This is a genomic window from Streptomyces nidicola, from assembly GCF_050106155.1.
In the GTDB taxonomy this organism is placed as follows: domain Bacteria; phylum Actinomycetota; class Actinomycetes; order Streptomycetales; family Streptomycetaceae; genus Streptomyces.
Genome location: NZ_JBNBPI010000001.1, coordinates 5,982,506 through 6,004,011, shown reverse-complemented (window position 1 = coordinate 6,004,011; position 21,506 = coordinate 5,982,506). Strand labels below are relative to the sequence as shown.

At 71.3% G+C, this 21,506-nt stretch carries 14 protein-coding genes; 8 read left to right on the top strand and 6 right to left on the bottom strand.

Annotated features, from left to right (window positions below; all coding sequences use genetic code 11):
• Positions 1–25: 25 nt before the first annotated feature.
• Positions 26–613, bottom strand: coding sequence for a biotin transporter BioY (locus ACOKM3_RS27105; protein WP_426903637.1), 588 nt, complete (start codon positions 611–613; stop codon positions 26–28).
• Positions 614–909: 296 nt separating this feature from the next.
• Between ACOKM3_RS27105 and ACOKM3_RS27100 the strand changes: the two genes are divergently transcribed.
• The 5 genes from ACOKM3_RS27100 (at position 910) to ACOKM3_RS27080 (ending at position 5,220) form a co-directional block, all read left to right on the top strand.
• Complete coding sequence (locus ACOKM3_RS27100) at positions 910–2,265, top strand: amino acid permease (protein WP_426903636.1); 1,356 nt, start codon at positions 910–912, stop codon at positions 2,263–2,265.
• A gap of 167 nt (positions 2,266–2,432) precedes the next feature.
• Entirely contained in the window at positions 2,433–3,851 is a 1,419-nt protein-coding gene (locus ACOKM3_RS27095) for an amino acid permease (protein ID WP_426903635.1), read from the top strand.
• 132 nt (positions 3,852–3,983) lie between these two features.
• On the top strand, positions 3,984–4,625 hold the full coding sequence (locus ACOKM3_RS27090) for a superoxide dismutase (RefSeq protein ID WP_426903634.1): 642 nt from the start codon (positions 3,984–3,986) through the stop codon (positions 4,623–4,625).
• Positions 4,626–4,757: 132 nt separating this feature from the next.
• Complete coding sequence (locus tag ACOKM3_RS27085; protein WP_426903633.1) at positions 4,758–4,988, top strand: hypothetical protein; 231 nt, start codon at positions 4,758–4,760, stop codon at positions 4,986–4,988.
• Between the two features lie 19 nt (positions 4,989–5,007).
• Positions 5,008–5,220 carry a hypothetical protein gene (locus ACOKM3_RS27080; protein WP_426903632.1) on the top strand — a complete coding sequence of 71 codons (213 nt, stop codon included), beginning with the start codon at positions 5,008–5,010 and terminating at the stop codon, positions 5,218–5,220.
• Positions 5,221–5,223: 3 nt separating this feature from the next.
• Here the strand turns inward: ACOKM3_RS27080 and ACOKM3_RS27075 are convergent, their stop codons facing one another.
• The gene (locus tag ACOKM3_RS27075; protein ID WP_426903631.1) at positions 5,224–5,856 is read right to left on the bottom strand and encodes a mycothiol-dependent nitroreductase Rv2466c family protein; all 633 of its coding nucleotides are present in this window, start codon (positions 5,854–5,856) and stop codon (positions 5,224–5,226) included.
• A gap of 138 nt (positions 5,857–5,994) precedes the next feature.
• Here ACOKM3_RS27075 and pepN point away from each other — a divergent pair, with 138 nt between their 5' ends.
• Both pepN and ACOKM3_RS27065 read left to right on the top strand, forming a co-directional pair.
• Entirely contained in the window at positions 5,995–8,580 is a 2,586-nt protein-coding gene (gene pepN / locus ACOKM3_RS27070) for an aminopeptidase N (RefSeq protein WP_426903630.1), read from the top strand.
• A 260-nt stretch (positions 8,581–8,840) separates the two neighbouring features.
• Positions 8,841–9,902, top strand: coding sequence for a hypothetical protein (locus ACOKM3_RS27065; protein ID WP_426903629.1), 1,062 nt, complete (start codon positions 8,841–8,843; stop codon positions 9,900–9,902).
• Between the two features lie 9 nt (positions 9,903–9,911).
• Here ACOKM3_RS27065 and ACOKM3_RS27060 read toward each other — a convergent pair whose 3' ends face one another.
• The 3 genes from ACOKM3_RS27060 to ACOKM3_RS27050 form a co-directional block, all read right to left on the bottom strand.
• The gene (locus ACOKM3_RS27060) at positions 9,912–11,054 is read right to left on the bottom strand and encodes a serine hydrolase domain-containing protein (protein WP_426903628.1); all 1,143 of its coding nucleotides are present in this window, start codon (positions 11,052–11,054) and stop codon (positions 9,912–9,914) included.
• Between the two features lie 98 nt (positions 11,055–11,152).
• Positions 11,153–12,940 carry a TIGR03767 family metallophosphoesterase gene (locus ACOKM3_RS27055; protein WP_426903627.1) on the bottom strand — a complete coding sequence of 596 codons (1,788 nt, stop codon included), beginning with the start codon at positions 12,938–12,940 and terminating at the stop codon, positions 11,153–11,155.
• Positions 12,941–15,677: 2,737 nt separating this feature from the next.
• Complete coding sequence (locus ACOKM3_RS27050; protein WP_426903626.1) at positions 15,678–16,127, bottom strand: NUDIX hydrolase; 450 nt, start codon at positions 16,125–16,127, stop codon at positions 15,678–15,680.
• A 214-nt stretch (positions 16,128–16,341) separates the two neighbouring features.
• Here ACOKM3_RS27050 and ACOKM3_RS27045 point away from each other — a divergent pair, with 214 nt between their 5' ends.
• Entirely contained in the window at positions 16,342–19,659 is a 3,318-nt protein-coding gene (locus ACOKM3_RS27045; RefSeq protein WP_426903625.1) for a S8 family serine peptidase, read from the top strand.
• Positions 19,660–20,804: 1,145 nt separating this feature from the next.
• Here the strand turns inward: ACOKM3_RS27045 and ACOKM3_RS27040 are convergent.
• Positions 20,805–21,506, bottom strand: a complete 702-nt coding sequence (locus ACOKM3_RS27040) for a hypothetical protein (RefSeq protein ID WP_426903624.1) — start codon at positions 21,504–21,506, stop codon at positions 20,805–20,807.

Genomic DNA, 21,506 nt, shown 5'->3' with positions numbered 1-21,506 from the left:
TCCTCGTCGTGCCGGGTGGTGTCGCCTACTTGTCGGCGAGCTTCCAGGCGGCGGGCAGCGCGCCCATCGCCAGGGCCGCCTTCAGGACGTCGCCGATCAGGAACGGGGTGAGGCCCGCGGCGATCGCGGCCGTGAGGCCCATCCCGGTGGACAGGGCCAGGTACGGGACGCCGACCGCGTAGACGATGGCCTCGCCGAGCAGGAACGTGCCTGCGGTGCGCAGCATCGAGCGGTCGGCGCCGCGCCGGGCGAGCGCGCCGACCGCGGCCGAGGCCAGCATCAGACCGATGACGTAACCGAACGAGGCCATCGCCATGCCCGAGCCGCCCTCCGCGAACCACGGCACGCCGGCCATGCCCGCGAGCGCGTACACGGCGAGCGCGAGGAAGCCGCGGCGGGCGCCGAGCGCGGTGCCGACGAGCAGCGCGGCGAAGGTCTGACCGGTCACCGGCACCGGCGAGCCCGGGACCGGGAGCGCGATCTGCGCGGCGATACCGGTGAGGGCGGCGCCGCCGAGGACCAGAGCGATGTCCTTGGTACGGGAAGCGGGCAGGAGGTCGGCCAGGACCTTGCCCGGACGGGCGGCGGTCGTGACAGCGGCGGCGGCACTCATGGGAACTCCGCGTTCAGTGAGAGGACCTTGCGGTCGCGGGCAGGGTGGGACTTCGTGACGCTATCCCAGGGGAGTTGAGGCGATCACGGTCGCCGGTCGACAAAGGCCCCCGCCCCGGGTTGGTGGGCTCTGAACAAACAACGGCACGTACACCTCGTACAAGGTGATGCTCGTCACTGGGAGAGGTCGCGGGAGAGTCCGTTTTGCGCGCGGGGGCGCTTGAACGGGAGACTGTAGGTTCCCGCCAAACCGCGCACGCCCGCGCGACCCGCACATCCGAGATCGGCTGAAGCCCCATGCAAGACGAACCACTCTCCACCGGGCTGAAGCAGCGCCACCTCACGATGCTCGGCCTCGGCGGGGTCATCGGCGCGGGCCTGTTCGTCGGCTCGGGAGCCGGTATCGCGGTCGCGGGGCCCGGCATCGTCGTCTCGTACCTGATCGCGGGCGCGCTCGCGATGCTGGTGATGCGGATGCTCGGCGAGATGTCCGCCGCGATGCCCGCGTCCGGTTCCTTCTCCGTGCACGCGGAGCGGGCGCTCGGCCGGTGGGCCGGGTTCACCGCCGGATGGCTCTACTGGTTCATGCTCGTGGTGGTGCTCGCCGTCGAGGCGACGGGCGCGGCGCAGATCGCGAACGGGTGGGTGCCGGGCGTCCCGCAGTGGGCGTGGGTGCTGCTCTTCATGGTCGTGTTCACCGTCGCCAACCTGACGGCGGTGAAGAACTTCGGCGAGTTCGAGTTCTGGTTCGCGGCCCTCAAGGTCTTCGCGATCATCGCGTTCCTCGTGCTCGGCACCCTCGCGATCTTCGGGGTCCTCCCCGACACGGACCCGGTCGGCCTCAGCCATCTGACCGGCGACGGCGGGTTCCTGCCGCACGGCTGGGAGGGCGTCGTCTCCGGTGTCCTCGCGGTCGTCTTCGCGTTCGGCGGCCTGGAGGTCGTCACGATCGCGGCCGCCGAGTCCGAGGACCCGGCCCGCTCGGTGGCGCGCGCGGTGCGCAGCGCGGTGTTCCGGATCCTGTTCTTCTACGTCGGTTCGATGCTGGTCATCGTGACCGTGCTGCCCTGGACGGAGCAGAAGGCGGGGATCAGCCCGTACGTCACCGTGCTCGACTCGATCGGGGTGCCGTCGGCGGCGCAGATCATGAACATCGTGGTGTTCGTGGCGCTGCTCTCCGCGCTGAACGCCAACCTCTACGGCTCCTCCCGCATGATCTTCTCGCTGGCCGAGCGCGACGAGGCGCCGAAGTCGCTGCTGAAGGTGAGCGGTGGCGGGGTGCCGCGCCGCGCGGTCCTGGCCTCGGTGGCCTTCGGCTTCATCTCCGTACTCCTGAACCTGGAGTGGCCGGACACGATCTTCCTCTACATGCTCAACTCGGTCGGCGCGGTGCTGCTGTTCGTGTGGGCGCTGATCGCCGTGTCGCAGCTGCGGCTGCGGCGGCGCATCGAGCAGGAGGCCCCCGAGCGCCTGGTGTTGAAGATGTGGGCGTTCCCGTGGCTGACCTGGGTGGCGATCGCCGCGATGGCCGCGGTCTTCGGCCTGATGCTGACCGACGCCACGGCGCGGCCGCAGCTGATGTGGTCGACCGGGGCGACGCTGCTGGTCCTCGCGGTCGCGGGCGTACGGGAGTTGCGCGCGCGGCGTGCCTGAACGGTGTCTATGCGTTCACCGAACGTCGACTTGATCATTGCGGCGTGTGAGCGTCGTGTCCGTATACCGGAAACCTATTCCCTCTGAGCGGGCCGCACCCTGACACTGTGGCGGTTTTACGCACCGTTTACGTCAGGACCGTCACCGCTACTGAACAGGGCACACCCATGTCTGGGAACTCAGCGCAGTCCACAGCAGAGAGTGCGGACGCGCGGCCGGGCGAGCAGGCGCCGGCCGAGCCGTCGCTGTCGCACGGCCTCAAGCAGCGCCATCTTTCCATGATCGCGCTGGGCGGCGTGATCGGCGCGGGCCTCTTCGTGGGCTCCGGCACCGCGATCGCCGCCGCGGGCCCGTCGATCATCCTCGCCTACGCGATATCCGGCGCGCTCGTCATGCTCGTGATGCGCATGCTGGGCGAGATGTCGGCGGCGTACCCGGCGTCCGGATCGTTCTCCGTGCACGCCGAGCGGGGCATCGGGCCGTGGGCCGGATTCACCGCGGGCTGGTCGTTCTGGTTCCTGCTCTGCGTGGCCGTCGGCCTGGAGGGCATCGGTGCGGCGGGCATCGTGCACGGCTGGGTGCCGGGCGTGCCGGAGTGGGCCTGGGTCGCCCTCTTCATGCTCCTCTTCACGATCACGAACCTGTCGGCCGTGAAGAACTTCGGCGAGTTCGAGTTCTGGTTCGCCGCGCTCAAGGTCGGCGCGATCGTGCTCTTCCTCGTCATCGGCGTCCTCGCCATCCTCGGCGTGCTGCCCGACGTCGACGCCCCCGGCATGTCCAACCTCACGGGCCACGGCGGCTTCATGCCGAACGGCACGGAGGGGCTGATCGTCGGCCTGCTCGCGTCGGTCTTCGCGTACGGCGGTCTGGAGACGGTGACGATCGCCGCCGCCGAGTCGGAGCACCCGGTGCAGGGCGTCGCCAAGGCGGTCCGCACCGCGATGTGGCGCATCGCCCTCTTCTACGTCGGGTCGATGGCGGTCGTCGTGGTCCTGCTGCCCTGGACCGCGAAGGAGATCCCGACCAAGGGCCCGTACGTCGCCACGCTCGACTACCTGGGCGTGCCCGCGGCCGGCCAGATCATGAACGTGGTCATCCTCGTCGCGCTGCTCTCCGCCATGAACGCCAACATCTACGGCGCCTCCCGCATGGCCGCCTCGCTGGTCGCCCGCGGCATGGGCCCGAAGGTCATCGGCAAGGTCACGAACGGGGTGCCGCGGTTCGCGGTGCTGCTGTCGGCGGTCTTCGGCTTCGTGTGCGTGCTGCTCAGCTACTGGCGCCCGGACGACGTCTTCGCCTGGCTGCTCAACACCATCGGCGCGATCATCCTCGTCGTCTGGTTCTTCATCGCCGTCTCCCAGCTGGTGCTGCGCCGCAAGCTGGAGCGGGAGGCGCCGGAGAAGCTGGTCGTGAAGATGTGGGCGTACCCCTACCTCACGATCATCGCGCTGGTCGGCATGGTCGCCGTCTTCGTCCTGATGGCCCGCGAGCACGACACGCGGATCCAGCTGTACTTCTCCGGCGGCCTGGCGATCATCCTCGCGGCGGTCGGGTACGCGCGGCAGAAGCTGGCGGAGCGGCGGTAGCCACGACCCGCTCCACGCGAAGGGCCCCCGGACCGATCGGTCCGGGGGCCCTTTCCGTTGCGCCCGACACTCTTGCTGCTAGCCTGCACTTGCGAATAAGTTGCAATAAGCAGTCGGAGGGCACGGAGAGACATGGCCACGTACACGCTTCCTGAACTTCCGTACGACTACGCGGCGTTGGAACCGGTCATCAACCCGCAGATCATCGAGCTGCACCACGACAAGCACCACGCGGCGTACGTGAAGGGCGCGAACGACACCCTGGAGCAGCTGGCCGAGGCGCGCGACAAGGAACAGTGGGGCTCCATCAACGGCCTGGAGAAGAACCTCGCCTTTCACCTCTCCGGCCACATCCTGCACAGCATCTACTGGCACAACATGACGGGCGACGGTGGCGGCGAGCCGCTGGCCGCGGACGGTGTGGGCGACCTGGCGGACGCGATCACGGAGTCCTTCGGCTCGTTCGCCGGGTTCAAGGCGCAGCTGACGAAGGCCGCGGCCACCACGCAGGGCTCCGGCTGGGGCGTCCTCGCGTACGAGCCGGTGAGCGGGCGGCTCATCGTCGAGCAGATCTACGACCACCAGGGCAACGTCGGCCAGGGCTCGACCCCGATCCTCGTCTTCGACGCGTGGGAGCACGCGTTCTACCTGCAGTACAAGAACCAGAAGGTCGACTTCATCGAGGCGATGTGGCGGGTCGTCAACTGGCAGGACGTGGCCAAGCGGTACGCGGCCGCGAAGGAGCGGGCGTACAACCTGCTGCTGGTGCCGTGACGCCGTGATGCGTCCCGCCTCGTGATCGTCTTCTCACCCTTCACGTTGGCGGGCGGTGGAACGACGGACCCCCGCGAGGATGTGACTCGCGGGGGTCTGTCGGTATGGGCGGTTCCGGGGGAATGTAATTGCATGGCACCCGCAGACAAGTACTGCCGAAACTGCAAGGGCCCCATGCGGCTCTTTGTCGAACTGAGCCCCGCGGAGCGGGCGCTGGCCGCCGAACGCGACGACGTCGACCCCGGAACGCTCGACGGCTACCGGCGGTGCAGCACGGACAGCTGCCGGCGCGTGCAGCTGTACTTCAACAAGTCGAAAGGCTTCAACCTGCCGGAACGACTCGGCTGGCCGAACAGGGAGTAGCCGAACAGGGGGAAACGCCATGCCCAGTACACGGACCATGTGGTGCGAGACCTGCGAGCGGGACGAACCCCACCGTCAGCTCTCGCGGAGCGAGCAGCAGCAGCTCCGCGCCGACGGCGGGGTCAAGAATCCGGGGTCCTTCTGGACCTGCACGGGAAACGGCGGCACCTGCAGGACGCTGCGTACGGGCTTCAACAAGTCACCGTTCGACGGGCCCCACAAGCTGCGCTGAGCGTCAGTCGAAGATCGGGCCCACCGTGCGTGTGCGCTTGATTTCGTAGAAGCCCGGGACCGAGGCGACGAGGAGCGTGCCGTCCCAGAGCTTGGCCGCTTCCTCGCCCTTGGGCGCCGGGGTGACGACCGGGCCGAAGAAGGCGATCTGGTTGCCGTCGGCCCCCGGCACCGCGATGACCGGCGTGCCGACGTCCTGGCCGACCTTGTCGATGCCCTCCTTGTGCGAGGCGCGGAGCTCGTCCTCGTACTTGGTGGCGTCCCAGTGGTCGAGGAGCGAGGCGGGCAGGCCGACCTCGTCCAGGGCTCCGGCGACGGCCTCCTTCGTGGGGCCCTCGCCGCGGTTGTGGATACGGGTGCCGAGCGCGGTGTACAGGTCACCGAGGACCTCGGCCCCGTGCTCCTGCTGCGCGGCGATGACGACGCGGACCGGGCCCCAGGCCTGGGTGCGCATCATCTCCTGGTACTCCTCGGGCAGCTCGTCGAGGCGCGGCTCGTTGAGCACCGCGAGGCTCATCACGTGCCAGCGGACCTTGATGTCGCGGACCTTCTCGACCTCCAGGACCCAGCGCGAGGTCATCCAGGCCCAGGGGCACAGGGGGTCGAACCAGAAGTCGACGGGGGTCTTCTCGGACATGGTTCTCCTCAAGATTCACCGGGTGGTCTCGGCAGCGGCAACGCGGCCCGTGCCCGGTCCATTCCCCGATGTCCGGTGTCACAGCCGCGTGCGAGGATCGTAGGCGGCTGAACAGTTACGTCACAAAGGAGTGCCGCCGTGCCCGGTGAGAATCTGTCCCGCGACGAGGCCCGCGAGCGGGCGGGTCTGCTGTCCGTCGACGGGTACGAGGTGTCGCTCGACCTGCGCTCCGCGGTCGGCGACTTCGCCGGCGAGGGGCCGCGCACCTTCCGTTCCGTGACCACGATCCGGTTCCGGTCGAACGAGGCGGGGGCGGCCACGTTCGTCGACCTGATCGCGCCGTCCGTGACGGCCGTGTCGCTGAACGGCGAGGACCTCGACCCGGCGGCCGTGTTCGACGGCAACCGCATCCAGCTGGAGAGCCTGGCGGAGGACAACGAACTGGTGGTCGACGCCCAGTGCGCGTACTCGCGTACGGGTGAGGGCATGCACCGCTTCGTCGACCCCGAGGACGGCGAGGTCTACCTCTACACGCAGTACGAGCCCGCCGACGCGCGCCGCGTGTTCGCCAACTTCGAGCAGCCCGACCTGAAGGCGCCGTACCGCTTCAGCGTGCAGGCCCCCGAGGGCTGGACCGCGTGGTCGAACGGCACGGGCGAACTCGTCGACGGCGTCTGGCAGTTCGCGGAGACCAAGCCGATCTCGACGTACATCACGGCGGTCGTCGCCGGGCCGTACCACTACGTGACGGATTCGTACGAGCGGACCTTCGACGACGGGTCGAAGCTCGTCGTGCCGCTCGGCGCGATGTGCCGCAAGGGGCTCGCCCCGTACTTCGACGCCGATGACGTCTTCACGGTGACCAAGCAGGGCCTCGACTTCTTCCACGACAACTTCGACTACCCGTATCCCTTCGGGAAGTACGACCAGGCCTTCGTGCCCGAGTACAACCTGGGGGCCATGGAGAACCCGGGGATGGTGACCTTCCGCGAGGAGTTCATCTTCCGCGGGAAGGTCACGCAGGCGTCCTACGAGCGGCGCGCGAACGTGATCCTGCACGAGATGGCCCACATGTGGTTCGGCGACCTCGTCACCATGCGCTGGTGGGACGACCTGTGGCTGAAGGAGTCCTTCGCGGACTTCATGGGCGCGTTCTCGATGGTGGAGGCGACGCGGTTCACGGACGGCTGGATCACCTTCGCCAACAACCGGAAGTCGTGGGCGTACCGGGCGGACCAGCTGCCGAGCACGCACCCGATCACGGCCGACATCCGGGACCTGGAGGACGCGAAGCTCAACTTCGACGGCATCACGTACGCGAAGGGCGCCTCTGTACTGAAGCAGCTCGTCGCGTACGTCGGCCGGGACGCGTTCCTGGAAGGCGCGCGGCGCTACTTCAAGCGGCACGCCTACGGGAACACCGAACTGGGCGATCTGCTGTCGGCCCTCGAGGAGACGAGCGGGCGCGATCTGGCGACCTGGTCGCGGTCCTGGTTGCAGACCGCAGGCGTCAACTCCCTCACTCCGCAGGTCACGTTGAACGCCGAGGGGCGGATCACCGAGCTGGCGGTGGTGCAGGAAGCGGCCGCGTCGCACCCTGAACTGCGCCCGCACCGGGTGGCCGTGGGCCTGTACCGGCGTACGGCCGGCGGGGCCGTCGAGCGCTACGCGCGCGCGGAGGTGGACGTGGACGGGCCGCGGACGGTGGTCGGCGAGCTGGCCGGGGCCGAGGCTCCGGAGCTGGTGCTGGTCAACGACGACGACCTCACGTACTGCAAGATCCGGTTCGACGAGGGCTCGCTGGCGACGCTGCGGGACCGCCTCGGGGACATCTCCGACCCGCTGGCCCGGGCCCTGTGCTGGTCGGCGCTGTGGAACGCGACGCGGGACGCGTTGATGCCCGCGCGTGACTTCATCGATCTCGTGCTGCGGTTCTCGGGGCGCGAGTCCGACATCGGGGTGCTCCAGATGCTGCACGCGTGGGCGCGCTCCGCGCTCGTGCACTACGCGACGCCCGAGTGGCGCGAGACCGGCGGGCGGCTGCTCGCCGAGGGAGCGCTCAAGGAGCTGCGGATCGCGGAGCCGGGGAGCCAGCACCAGTTGACGTGGGCGCGCTTCTTCGGAGCGGTCGCGTCGAGTGAGGCCGATCTGCAGTTGTTGCAGGGCCTGTTGGACGTTTCCGGCGGCGCGAAGATCGACGGGCTCGACGTCGACCAGGAGCTGCGGTGGGCGTTCCTGGAGACGCTCGCGACGTACGGGGCCGCGGACGAGGGCGTGCTGGCGGCGGAACTGGCGCGGGACGACACCGCCTCCGGCAAGCGGCACCAGGTGCGGTGCCTCGCGGCGCGGCCGTCGGAGGCCGTGAAGGCGCAGGCCTGGGCGCAGGTCGTGGAGTCGGACGCGCTGAGCAACGCGCTGGTGGAGGCCACGATTTCGGGGTTCCAGCAGCCGTCGCAGCGGGCGCTCACCGCGAAGTACGCGGACAAGTACTTCGACGTGATCGAGCGGGTGTGGGAGGACCGGTCGATCCAGATCGGGATGGATGTGGTGCGGGGGCTGTTCCCCGGGTTGCAGGACTCGCAGGCGACGCTGGACGCGACGGACGCGTGGCTGTCCGGGCATGAGCAGGCGGCGCCGGCGTTGCGGAGGCTGGTGCTCGAGGCGCGGGACGACTTGGCGCGGGCGCTGCGCGGGCAGGCGTGCGATCGCGGTGCCGCGGGCTAGAGGGGATGGTGCGGCCGCACCGGGGCTTCGGGGCTCTGCCCCGGACCCCGCTGGCTCTCGTCCACAAGCGGGGCTTGAAGGGGCCAGTGGTGCTCGAAGTGGCCGGTGTTACTGAATGCTGGCATTCAGGGCCGTAACCCGCCGTTCGCCTGGGCTTTTCGGCAGGTTGGGGTGTCGGCTTTAGGGCAGGGATGTCCGGAGTTTTCTACGGGGGTGTAACAGCGGTTAGCGGGGGGTTATTGGGCGGGAATGGCCGGGTCATGAACCAGAACACCCCCGCCCCGCTGTCGCCCCGCCCCCTGCGCCACCTCGACCAGAACCAGCGGCAGCTGATGAGCGCCGCACAGCTGAAGGCCCACGGCGTGGGCGCCGCCGCCGTCTCCGAACAGTGCCGGGCCGGAGGGGCCTGGCAACAGTTGCTGCCAGGTGTGTATTTGCTGCACCCCGGCCCGCCCAGCGACGAGCAGCGGCTGCACGCCGTGCTGATGTACTCGGGGCGGGCCCCCGAGCGGCGCGGGCGCCCGGACGGCGTGCCCGCACAGCACACCCCCGGCCGCGCGCCGTACTCCGACACCATCGTCACCGGCCTCGCCGCCCTCGCGCTGCACGGCTTCTCCGCCGCTCCCCCGCTGTCCTCGCTCGACCACATCGACGTGCTCGTCCCGCGCACCCGGCGACTGCGCTCCACCGCCTTCGCGCGGCTGACCCGCACCACCGACCTGCCGACTCCCGTACAGCTGAAGGGAGTTCCGGTCGTCCCCGTGCCGCGGGCCCTCGCCGACGCGGTGGCCCGGCTGTCCGACGCGAGCGCCGTGCGACGGCTGCTCACGGAGGCCGTACGGGGCGGGCACTGCGAACCGGCCGCCGTCGTACGGGAGTTGTCCCAGGCCCGGCTGCTGACCAGGCCGCACGTCATCGACGCCGTCGACTCGCTGCTCGCCGAGGGGCGGACCATCGCCGAGGACCGGCTGTACGCGATGGTGCGCGAGCACGGGCTGCCCGACCCCCTGTGGAACGTGGATCTGCGGCTGCCGGGCGGCCCGCACCTCGGCGGCGTCGACGCCTTCTGGCCCGACCACTCCGTCGCCGTGGAGCTGGACACCCGGGCGCCGCGCCATGGCCTCCGGCAGGACGACGACGTGCTCTGGAGCGAGTACGCCCGTAAGCGCGAGCACCTGGAGCGGCTCGGGATCACCGTCGTGCACATCTCCCCGAAGAAGCTGCGCGAGTCGATCGAGCAGCAGGCCGCCATCGTGCGGACCGCGTTGATGGCTTCCGGTGACCGGGACCCGGCGGCGTACGTCGTGGTCCTGCCTCGATGAGCGGCTGGGCTACTTGGGGCAGAACTCCGCCTGGGCGACCTTCATCATGTCCCCCGCCCAGTCGCCGTTGAAGTTGAGGGCGAGGGAGTGGCGGCCGTCGGGCGTCGTCAGAACGAGCGTCTCCGAACCGTGGATGCCGCCGCCGTGACCCCACACGACCGTGCCGCACTCCAGCTTCATGCGCTGCAGGCCGAGGCCGTAGGCGGAGTCCGGTCCATGGGTGCCGCCCGGCGCCGTGGTCCGCATCTCCTTCATCTGCTCCGGCGGCAGCAACTCGCCACGGACCAGAGCGGTGTAGAAGCGGTTCAGGTCGGCGGAGTCGGAGATCATCTCGCCGGATCCGAAGGAGCCGCTCGGATTGAACTCGGTGACCTCGTACGTCGGCCCGGCGCTGTCGCGCAGCTTGGAGTACGCCCGGGAGGCGGGGCGCGGCAAGCGCGGGTCGGTGCCGGGGACCTTCGTGGCACGCAGGTTCAGGGGCTCGATGATGCGGCGTTCGATCTCGTCCCCGTACGGGTGGCCCGTCGCCTTCTCGATGACCATGGCGGCGAGCGTGTAGTTGGTGTTGGAGTAGTCCCAGCCGTCTCCCGGGGCGAAGCGCGCCTTGTTGCGCACTCCGACGCGTACGAGTTCCTCGGGCGCGAAGGTGACGTCGCGGTGGTCGAGGAAGTTCTTGGTCATGTACGTCTCGTAGAACCGCTCGTCCTCCAGGTAGTCGGCGATGCCGCTGGTGTGGTTGAGCAGATGGCGCAGGGTGATGCGGTCGGTGTCGTATCCGTCGCCCCTGACGAGGCCGGGAAGCCAGTGCTCGACGGTGTCTTCGAGGTTCAACTCCCCTTCGGCCTCCAGCTGGAGGAGGACCGTGGCGACGAACGTCTTGGTGACGGAGCCGACGCGGTAGTGGTCGTGGGCACCGCGCGGCTTGTTGGTGGCGAGGTTGCCGAGGCCCGAAGTCCCCTTCCACGTACGGCCGTTGTCACGGACCTGAGCGGTGGCGCCGGGGACGCCTTCGCGTACGGCGGCGTCCAGGGCCCGCTGGGTGGCTCGGTGGTCGTCGCGGGCCGACCCCGAGGCGAGGGCCGGGGTGGCGAGCGCCCCGGTCGTCATCGCCAGTACCGTCGCCGCCCCCAGCAGGGCCGTGCGCTTCAGCATGTGTCTCCTCCGTTGCGGTGCCGTGGGATCGCGTTCGAGCGGAGGGACTTCGGGGGTGAGTGCGGGAGTTGAGCCGGTGTCGGACGGTTGGGCCGTAATCAGCCCTTTCGGAGGACGAGTTCGGTGTTGCGGTCGCCCGGCGTGCCGGAGAGCGTGGCGCGTGAGCCGGGCGCGTTGAAGGAGAGCTCGCGGTAGAGGGCGGCGAGTCCCGTCTGCGTGAGGTCCGTGAAGTCGGTGCGGTGCGGGGCCGAGGACTCGATGAGCGTCGTGAAGACGGACAGCGTGCCGTCGCGGTTGTCGGCGACCTCGATGATGCGGGCGAGCTGCGGAAAGTCGACGTGGGACGCGGTGGAGATCTCCCAGAAGCCGGTGCCGTCGCCGGTGCCCGCATGTGGCGTGATGTCGTTCTTGTGACTGTGGCCGTTCACCCAGGCGAGGACGGGGCGGTGGGCGGCGAGCAGGGCGGTCAACTCCTCGCCTCCGTGCCGCCGTTCGCCGGGGCGGTCCGGGTCCTCGCGGAGGTTGCGCATCGTCTTGGACGTGTGGTGGGAGAAGACGAGGACGTGGTCGCCGCGCCGCTCGGCGGCCTTCAACTCACGCTTCAGCCAGTCCAGTTGGGACCCGCCGATCGAGCCCTCGTAGTGGCCGGCCGGGTCCGTGGTGTCGAGGCTGACGCCGAGGACGTCGTCGGAGATCCGGAACGTGTAGTACTGCGTCGCGTCGGCCAGGTTGGCCTGGGTGTAGCCGTGGCCGATCGGGCCGGGACCCATGTGCGCGGGGTCGAGGTGGGCCGCGACGTATTCGGTCGGCGTGAACGGGGCCCGCGTCTCGTCGGGCGTCACTCGGCGCATCTTCCGCTTGTGCGAGACGAGCAGCTCCTTGAACGCCTTGCCCTTCGGGTCCCCGCCGTTCTGTACGTTGTCCCAGATCGCCTTGCCCGTGGCGGTGTCGAGGTCCATCAACTTGCGGTCGCCCACGGCGAATTCGGCGAAGTACGAGTCGTGCGGGGCGTAGCAGCCGCCGGGCAGCGAGTCGTGGTTGCCGACCGTGGAGTACCAGGGGACGTTCAGGCCGGGGCTCTGCAGTTCGGAGATCGCGGCGTCCAGGAAGCCGGGGATGCGGGGGAAGCCGTGGTCCCGCTTGTCGCCGTCCCGCAGCGCCGCGTCCGGCTGCCAGTAGAGGGGGAGCCCGCTGTTCTGGACGCCCTCGTAGTGGCGGGGGTCGCCGGTGTTGGGGCGGATGCGGCCGCCGCTCATCGCCTTGAGGAACCAGTCCAGTTCGGAGCGGGCGTTGTTGTCGGTGTTGTCGCCCGTCGTCATCACGAAGTGCAGCGGCGAGGCGGTGACGGGCGCGCCGCGCAGGGCGTTCACCCGCTCCACGAGGGCGACGGCCCCGGCGACACTCAGCGCCTCCTGCGGCCGCCAGGCGCTCGCGGTCTGCGACCTCAAGTACTCGTAGCGCAGGGGGTGTTGTACGTCGACCAGGTGGAGGTCGGTGAACTGGACGAACGCGGCGAGTGGCTTGCGTTTGGCCTCGCGGTCGTCTCGGGCGGAGCCGAGTTCGGTGCGGACGGCGCGGGTCCAGGCCGGGCCGTCGCCCAGGCGGCGGTAGCCGGTGCCCGCGGCGGCGGTCGCGGTCGCGACTGCGGCGAGGGTGGTGCCGTGGGTGTAGGGGGCGAGGGGGGCGGCGGGCGCCTTGCGGGACATCGCCCGTGCCGGGGCGGCGGCGGCCGCCGGGTGGGCGGCGGCGCTGGTGCCGCCTGCGGGTCCGAGGGCGTATCCGATGCCGGCGACGGCCGACAAACCGGTCACCGCGCCGGTCGCGGTCAGGAATGCGCGGCGGTCGATCTCTGCGGCGGCTGTGGTGACAGAGCGTATGCGCGGCATGGCGCGGTCTCCCCGAGTACGAACGCGTCGACAGTGACGGCCGGGCCGGTCCGGTCGAACGGCCCTTCCGTAATGGATCGTTGGCAGTGGGGGTGACCTGCGCGTGAACGGCGACGCAACGCGTGGCGCCGATCACGTACGTGGATCTAGGGGTGGGTGTGGGGGTGCCGCATCGTCACGCGGGGGTGGGCCGCGGGCGCCCCCGTGGTCACGCCGTGTTCATCTTTCGGGGAAGGGGGGCCGGCGGGTGCCGGGGGCGGGATCCGGGGGGGGGGGCCGGGGGGCGGTGCCGTGGCCGACGCCCGTCGTGAGGGGTGCGCGGGACCGGGAGCTTGGTGCCGTGCCGTGGCCGACGCGCGTCGTGAACGGTGCGCGGGGCCGGGGGCTTGGTGCCGTGTCGTGGCCGACGCGCGTCGTGAACGGTGCGCGGGGCCGGGGTTGCGGGGCGGTGCCGCCACCGACACCCGTCGGGAGGGTGCGCGGCACCGGGGCTGCGGGGCGGGTGCCGCGACCAACGCCTGAGGCGGCTGTCACGCGGCACCGGGCCTTCCCCTGCTGCGCCGGTGCCCGGTCATCTCCCACCCACCCGCCCCCTCCGGGGGCTTCGGCCAGCCCGGAGCCCGGTAGCTGCACCGGGTGCGGGCCCGTCGCGGAACCCGGCAGCTATGCCGGGTTGGGACCTGTGGTGCCGGGTCCACGGCACCGGGGCCAGGCGCCTTGCCGGGGTCGACGGCGGTGCGATCGGGGCGCGACACCGGTCCTTGTTCAGCTGCACCGGTGCCGGGGCACCCCCACAGGCCCGCCCCCTCCGGGGCCTGGCGGCGTGCCGGGAGCGGGGCCCGTCGTGAGGGGCGCGCGGCACCGGGGGTGTGGGAGTGTGCCGTGGCCGACGTCCGCCGTGAGGGGTGCGCGGCACCGGGGCCCCGGGGCTGTGACGTGGCCGACGCCTGAGGTGACTGTCGCGCGGCGCCGGTCCGTGTCCGGCCCCGCCGGCTCCCGGTCATCTCCCACCCGCCCGCCCCCTCCGGGGGCTTGGGCCAGTCCGGGGCCCGGCAGCTGCACCCGGGGCGGGGCCCGTCGCGGGGCCTGGCAGCTGTGCCGCGGCCGCCGTGCGTCGTGAAGGGTGCGCGGCACCAGGGCCTGGAGCCTTGCCGGGGTCGGCGCCGATGCGATCGGCGCGCGGCACCGGGCTCTCCGGCTGCACCGGTGCCCGCTCATCTCCCACCCACTCGTTCCTTTTGGGACTTCGGCCAGTCCGGGGCCCAGGGTTCTGTGCCGGGGCGGGGCCCGTCGTGGGGGGGGCAGTGCGGTGGCGTGACCGACACCCGCCGGGGCTGCGGGCTGTGCCGTGGCCGAGGCTGAGGTGACTGACGCGCGGCGCCGGGCGCCATATCCGGCCACGCCGGTACCCGCTCATCTCCCTCCACCCACCCCCGGGCGGGAGTTCGCCGGGTCCGGTGTGCGGGGCCGGGCCCTGCGTCATGAGTGCGCGGCACCGGGGTGCCGCCTTGCCCACCCTGCCGCCCCAGGCGGCAGATTGCCCAAGACGGCGGGCGTCGACCGTCATGGATGGGGAACCGTGGTTCGCGGAGGTTGCCCGAGGCGGGGCGGCGTCGACCGCGACGGGTGGGGGACCGCCCCAGGCGGCAGATTGCCCAAGACGGCGGGCGTCGACCGTCATGGGTGGAGAGCCGTGGTTCGCGGAGGTTGCCCGAGGCGGGGCGGCGTCGACCGCAACCGGTGGGGATCCGTGGTGGGTGCCCGATCGCCCAAGGCGGGGGCGACGTCGACCACCGGGCGGGAAGCCGGGGCGGGCGTTACCCCAAGCGGTGGCGGCATCGACGGGTGGGGATCCGTGGTGGGTGCCCGATCGCCCAAGGCGGGGGCGACGTCGGCCACCGGGCGGGAAGCCGGGCCGGGCGTTGCCGAAGGTGGTGGCGGTATCGACGACCCGGGCGGGGAGTCGTGGGTGAGGGCACCCCTCGCCATCCCGGGAGAGGGCCATGGTGGGCGTTGCCTGAGGAGGTGGCGGCGTCGACCGCAACGGGCGGGCAGCCCGGGCCGACGACGGATCACCCAAGGCGGGGGCACCCCTCACCGTCCCGGGCAGGGAGCCGTGCCTGCCGGTGGATCGGCCCCGTCGGGCCGACGCCCCCGGAGGGGGCGGGTGGTGGGAGATGGGCGGGAGCCGGGCGATTACCTACGGGGGGCGATTGCCTGCAGGGGGCAATTGCCTGCGGGCGGGCGGGCTATTCGAGCCCCTGCGGCGGGTGGGCGTTTCCAGTCCCGCTCCGGGACGAGGCTCGCGTGGCCCGGGGCAGCGCCCCCGAGTCCGTATCGCCGGTTCGGCAATGTCAGCCTCGCCGGCGATTGAGGCGCGCGGGTCCGGGGCGGAGCCCCGTGGCGTGGGCACGGCAGACCGCAAGCCACGTGGCGTGGGACAAGGCGCACTGTGAGCCACGTAGGGCCGTCGGCACGGAGCCCCGAAGCCGTAACGCCGGTACGGCAAGTCAGCCCCGCCGACGGTTGAGGCGTGGACGCCGAGGCCGTAACGCCGGTACCGCACAATCCAGCCCCGCCGGCGATTGAGGCGCGGGGGCCGGAGCGAGGCCCCGGGGCCCTGACACCGGGGCCGCATCATCCGCCCCGTCCGCGGTGAGCCGCGGAGACCCATGGCCGGGCGGACCGGTGACCGTCACGGGCGGACCGGTGACCGTCACGGGCGGACCGGTGACCGTCACGGAACGACGTGGCCGTCCCCCGGCCGGTCCCGCCACAACTGCATGCCCACGTCCACCAGTTCCACCCGCGGAAGGTCCTGGACCGCCGCGAGGTCGTGCCATGCCGCCATGTCGGTCGAGCCGTTCTCCTCGTGGCGCAGGGAACCCCCCGTGATCACCCCCTCGTAGACGAGACGCAGACCGTGGAAGTCCGCCATCTTGCCGAGCTTGCGCGGGTAGCGTCGCAGCACGGAGTGGACGCCGAGGAGGACGACCGGGTCGACGACATAGCCGGTCTCCTCGTCGACCTCGCGGATCACCGTGTCGTAGGGGTCCTCACCGTGGTCCATCCCCCCGCCCGGCAGGGTCCACCGCTTGGTTCCGTCCCCCGCGATCCAGCGGGCGAGCAACACCTGCCCCTCTCTGACGCACACGGCGTAGGCCGCCACCCTCAGCTCTTTGTTCATCCCCTGACGCTAGAGGCATCCGCCCCCTGGTGCAGGTGTTACGCGCCTTGCCGGTCCCGTCACGGTTTGGGCGGGATGGCGCATGGCGGAAGTACGCCATGGCGAGTTCCCGGCCCGGGCAACTCTCCCCAAACTGTGGTCACTTGCGTAAAGCTGAGCGGTCATCCGGCACCGAAATCCGGATTCCTTTCTCCTTTTACGTACAGGGATGCAGATGACCACCGATCCCCAACGCGCCCCCATATCCGGCGCGAGACGCGCGGCCCGGCTCGCGGCGGCCGCGGGACTCGTGGCCGCGCTCACCGCGACCGGGCCGATACCCATGGCCTTCGCAGCGGACGCGGACCCCGCCCCGACACCGAAGTCCGCGAGCGACAAGCTCGGCGCGCACGACGCCGAACTGCTCGCCGACGCCAAGGCCGACGGCACGAAGAACGTGACCATGATGGTCGCGACCGATCCCGGGCGGACCGAACAGGTCGCGGAGCAGCTCGACTCCGTCAAGGGCGGCTCCGTGGGCCGCACCTACGACAAGCTCGGCTACGTACGGGCGACCGTGCCGACCAAGAACGCCGAGTCCGCGATCAAGGCCGCCGAGAAGCTCGGCTCCGTGCGCGGCATCGATCTGCGTCAGGAGATCGCGCTCGACGATCCGACGCCGGCCGCCGACACCGCCAAGGGCGCCAAGGCCTCCGCGGGCCCGGCCACCGGTTCGTACAGCGGGCCCGGCAAGGACACCCCCGCCAAGAACCCGTACAACCCGTCCTTCGAGACGGGCGCCGTCGACTTCGTGAAGCAGCACCCGAAGGCGGACGGCCGCGGCACCACCATCGGCATCCTCGACTCGGGTGTCGACCTCGGCCACCCGGCGCTGCAGAAGACCACGACCGGCGAGCGCAAGATCGTCGACTGGGTCACCGCGACCGACCCGATCGTGGACGGCGACGCGACGTGGCGCCCGATGGTCACCAGCGTGACCGGGCCGACGTTCACGTACAACGGCCGTACGTACAAGGCGGCTTCGGGCTCGTACGGGATCTCCACCTTCGCCGAGTCCGCGACGACCGGCGGCGACGCCAAGGGCGACGCGAACCGGGACGGCGACACCACCGACAAGTGGGGCGTGCTGTACGACGCGGCCAAGGGCACGGTGACCGTCGACCTCAACGACAACGGCGACTTCACCGACGACACCCCGATGAAGCCGTACAAGGACGGTTACCAGGTCGGCTACTTCGGCAAGGACGACCCGTCCACCGATGTCGTCGAGCGGCAGCCGTTCGTCGTCGAGGTCCGCAAGGACGTCCCGATGGACCCGTACGGCGGTGACTGGGTCGGCAAGAAGGCTGACTTCGTCAACATCGGCGTCATCGAGTCCGAGCACGGCACGCACGTCGCGGGTATCACCGCGGCCAACGGCCTGCTGGGCAACAAGAACATGAACGGTGCCGCGCCCGGCGCGAAGCTCGTGTCCTCGCGCGCGTGCACGTGGACCGGCGGCTGCACCAACGTCGCGCTCACCGAGGGCATGATCGACCTCGTGACGAAGCGCGGCGTCGACATCGTCAACATGTCGATCGGCGGGCTCCCCGCGCTGAACGACGGCGCCAACGCGCGCGCGGTGCTCTACACGCGCCTCATCGACGACTACGGCGTGCAGTTGGTTATCTCCGCGGGCAACTCGGGCCCCGGCGCGAACACCATCGGCGACCCGGGCCTCGCCGACAAGGTGCTGTCCGTCGGCGCGTCCATCTCGAAGGACACCTGGGCCGCCAACTACGGCTCCAAGGTCGAGAAGTCGTACGCGATGATGCCGTTCTCCTCGCGCGGCCCGCGTGAGGACGGCGGCTTCGCGCCGCTCATCACGGCCCCCGGCGCCGCCATCAACTCCACCCAGACCTGGCTGCCGGGTTCGCCGACCCCGGAGGCGGGCTACTCGCTTCCTGCCGGCTACTCGATGCTCCAGGGCACCTCGATGGCTTCCCCTCAGGCGGCGGGCGCGAGCGCGCTGCTGATCTCGGCGGCCAAGCAGCAGAAGGTGTCGCTGTCGCCCGCGAAGCTGCGCACCGCGCTGACCTCGACCGCGAAGCACATCTCGGGCGAGCAGGCGTACGCGGAGGGTTCGGGCCTCATCGACATCGTCGGTGCGTGGAAGTCCATCGAGCACCGGGCGAGCGCGCACACGTACACGGTCAAGGCGCCCGTCGACACCGCGCTCGACGACCAGTTGAAGACGCCGGGCTTCGGCACCGGCATCTACGACCGCGAGAGCGGCCTGAAGGCCGGGCAGAAGAAGACGTACGAGGTCACCGTCACGCGTACGTCGGGTTCGGCGAAGCCGGTGACGCACAAGCTGTCGCTGAAGAACAACTCCGGTGACACGTTCTCGATCGTCGGGTCGAGCAGCGTCTCGCTGCCGCTGAACAAGCCGGTCACCGTGAAGGTCGCGGCGAAGCCGAAGTCGGCCGGGCTGCGCAGCGCGATCCTGCGCGTCGACGACCCGAAGACCGAGGGCGTCGACCAGCAGATCATGGCGACGGCCGTCGTCTCGTCGCCGGTCAAGTACACGTACCAGGCGAAGGGTTCGGTGCAGCGCAACAGCGTGAAGTCGTACTTCGTGACGGTGCCGGAGGGCGCGAAGTCGCTCGAGGTGCGGATGGGCGGGCTCGCCGCGAAGAGCCAGACCCGCTTCATCTCCATCCACCCGTACGGCGTTCCGGTCGACACGACGTCGACGCCGAACTGCTACCCGAACTACGGGGACGGTTCGGGCAACGGCTGCCGTCCCGACCTGCGTTCGTACGACGCGCCGCAGGCGGGCGTCTGGGAGATCGAGGTCGAGGCGCGGCGTACGTCGCCGGTGCTCGACAACCCGTACACGCTGGACGTCGCCGTGTTCGGCGCGGACTTCGACCCGGCGGTGCAGACGCTGCCGGAGGCGAAGGTGGGCACGCCCGCCGATGTCTCGTGGAAGGTGGCGAACAAGTTCGCGGCCATCAGTGGCGGCAAGCTGAAGGGTGGTGCGCTCGGCTCGTCGAAGACGGCGCGGCCGACGATCGCGAACGGGGCGTCGCAGACGTCGACGGTCGAGGTCCCCGAGGGTGCCGACAAGCTGGACGTCACGATCGGCAACGTCTCCGACCAGGCCGCCGACCTCGACCTCACGGTCCTCGACGCTGCGGGCAAGGTCGTCGGGTCCTCCGCCGACGGTGACTCCGAGGAGTCCGTGAGCATCGCGAAGCCGGCCGCCGGTACGTACACGGTGCGGGTCGACGGGTACTCGGTGCCGTCCGGCTCGACGGAGTACGACTACGTCGACGTCTTCTTCGCGCCCGCGCTGGGCACGGTGAAGGTCGACGAGTCGAAGCCGGTGTCGTTGGCGACCGGGGCGTCGGCCTCCGTCTCCGCGCAGGTCGTCGCGGCGGCCGCGGCGCCCGAGGGGCGGGAGTTCTTCGGTCAGGTGCAGTTGCTGAACGAGCGGGGCGTTACCGCTGGCGCGGGCAGCGTGAAGATCGAGAAGGTCACGCCGTAGCCTCCGGCTGACCGGGATCTGGGGGGGGCGGTCACCTGCGGGTGACCGCTCCTCCGTCGTGCACGCCACGGGGCTCCGCCCCGGCCCCCGCGCCTCAATCGCCGGCGAGGCTGAAATGGGTCTCCGCCCCGGCCCTACGTGGCTCACGGGCCGCCGTGCCTGACGCCACGAGGCCCCACGCGGCTCGCGGTCTGCCGTGCCCACACCACGGGCCCCGGCCCCACATGGCTTGCGGTCCGCCGTGCCCACGCCACGGGGCCCGGCCCCGGCCCCCGCGCCTCAATCGCCGGCGAGGCTGACATGGCCGAACCGGCGTCATGACCGCGGGCTCCGCCCCGGACACCGCGGGCTCTCGTCCAAGAGCGGGGCTCGAATTGCCCGCCCGCCCGCAGGCACCCGCCCCGTAGGCAATCCCCCGGCTCCCGCCCATCTCCCACCACCCGCCCCCTCCGGGGGCGTCGGTCCGACGGGGTACCGCTACCCGTCTTTGGCGATCCGCCGGCAGCCACGGCTCCCCACCCGTTGCGGCCAGCCGTCACCGCCTAGGGCAATCTGCCGCCTGGGGCGGCAGGGTGGACAAGGCGGCACCCCGGTGCGGCGCACCCCTCACGAAGGGCCCCGCCCCGGCACAGCAGCCGGGCCCCGGACTGGCCCAAGCCCCCGGAGGGGGCGGGTGGGAGGGAGTTGACCGGGCACCGGCACGGCCGGAGAGGGGCCCCTGCCGCTCACCGAACGCAGCATCGTCGGCCCCGCAACGGCGCCAAGACCCGGTGCCGTGCGCCGATCGCATCGGCGCCGACCCCGGCAAGGCTCCAGGCCCTGGCGCCGCGCACTCTTCACGACGCACGGCGGCCCCGGCACAGCTGCCGGGCCCCGCGACAGGCCCCGCCCCGGGTGCAGCTGCCGGGCCCCGGACTGACCGAAGCCTCCGGAGGGGGCGGGCGGGTGGGAGATGACCGGGCACCGGCGCAGCCGGACAAGGACCGGCGCCGCGCGACAGTCACCTCAGGCCTCGGCCACGTCACAGCCCCGCAGCCCCGGTGCCGCGCACCCCTCACGGCGGACGTCGGCCACGGCACGGCACCAAGCCCCCGGCGCCGCGCACCCTCACGACAGGCGTCCACCACGACATGCCCCCGCCCCCGCTACGGCCCCCCGCACTTCAACCCCCGCGCCTCCGGCAGCGCTCGCAGGATGGTCTTGCGGGCGTCGGGTACGTCCCGGCCCGTTTCCCAGTCCGGGCGGTCCTCCGGGTGCACCGGGACCCGGAGGAGCGCGTACGTGCCGGGCTTGAGGTCCCCGCGGGCCGAACCGTCGAGGGTGACGGTCGTCGTGGGCTCGTCCCGTGGTGACCGTTCGGGCCGGTAGTAGCGCTCGACGTCGAGGACGACCCGCACGTCGCCGTCGGCCCGCGGCGTGACACTGACCACCCGCCCCTCCGCCAGCACCCGCGAGCAGGCGATCCGCATCGCGGCGGCGGAACCGGACTTCGCTTTCCCGCCCCCGTCGGGCGCCACCGCCTTGCTGTCCGCGGAGCCCGCGTCGTCGCTCCCGCCCCCCGGCGCGTTCACGCCCAGCCACACGATCCCGCCGAAGAGAGAGGCCGCGCAGGCCACGACGACCCCGCCGAGCGCGATCCGCAGCGGACGCCGACGGCGCACCGGCGCAGGCCGCGACACCGGCACCCGCTCCCGGCGGGACGCCAGCGCGTCCCCCAGCCCCCGCACCTGCTCCCGCAGCACCGCGACATCCGCCGCGACCGCCCCCGCGTCGGGGTCGTCGGGCGGCAGTGGCTCCCCGGTCACGGCCAGCATCAGCAGCCGGTCCTCGGACGCAGCGTCGTTCAT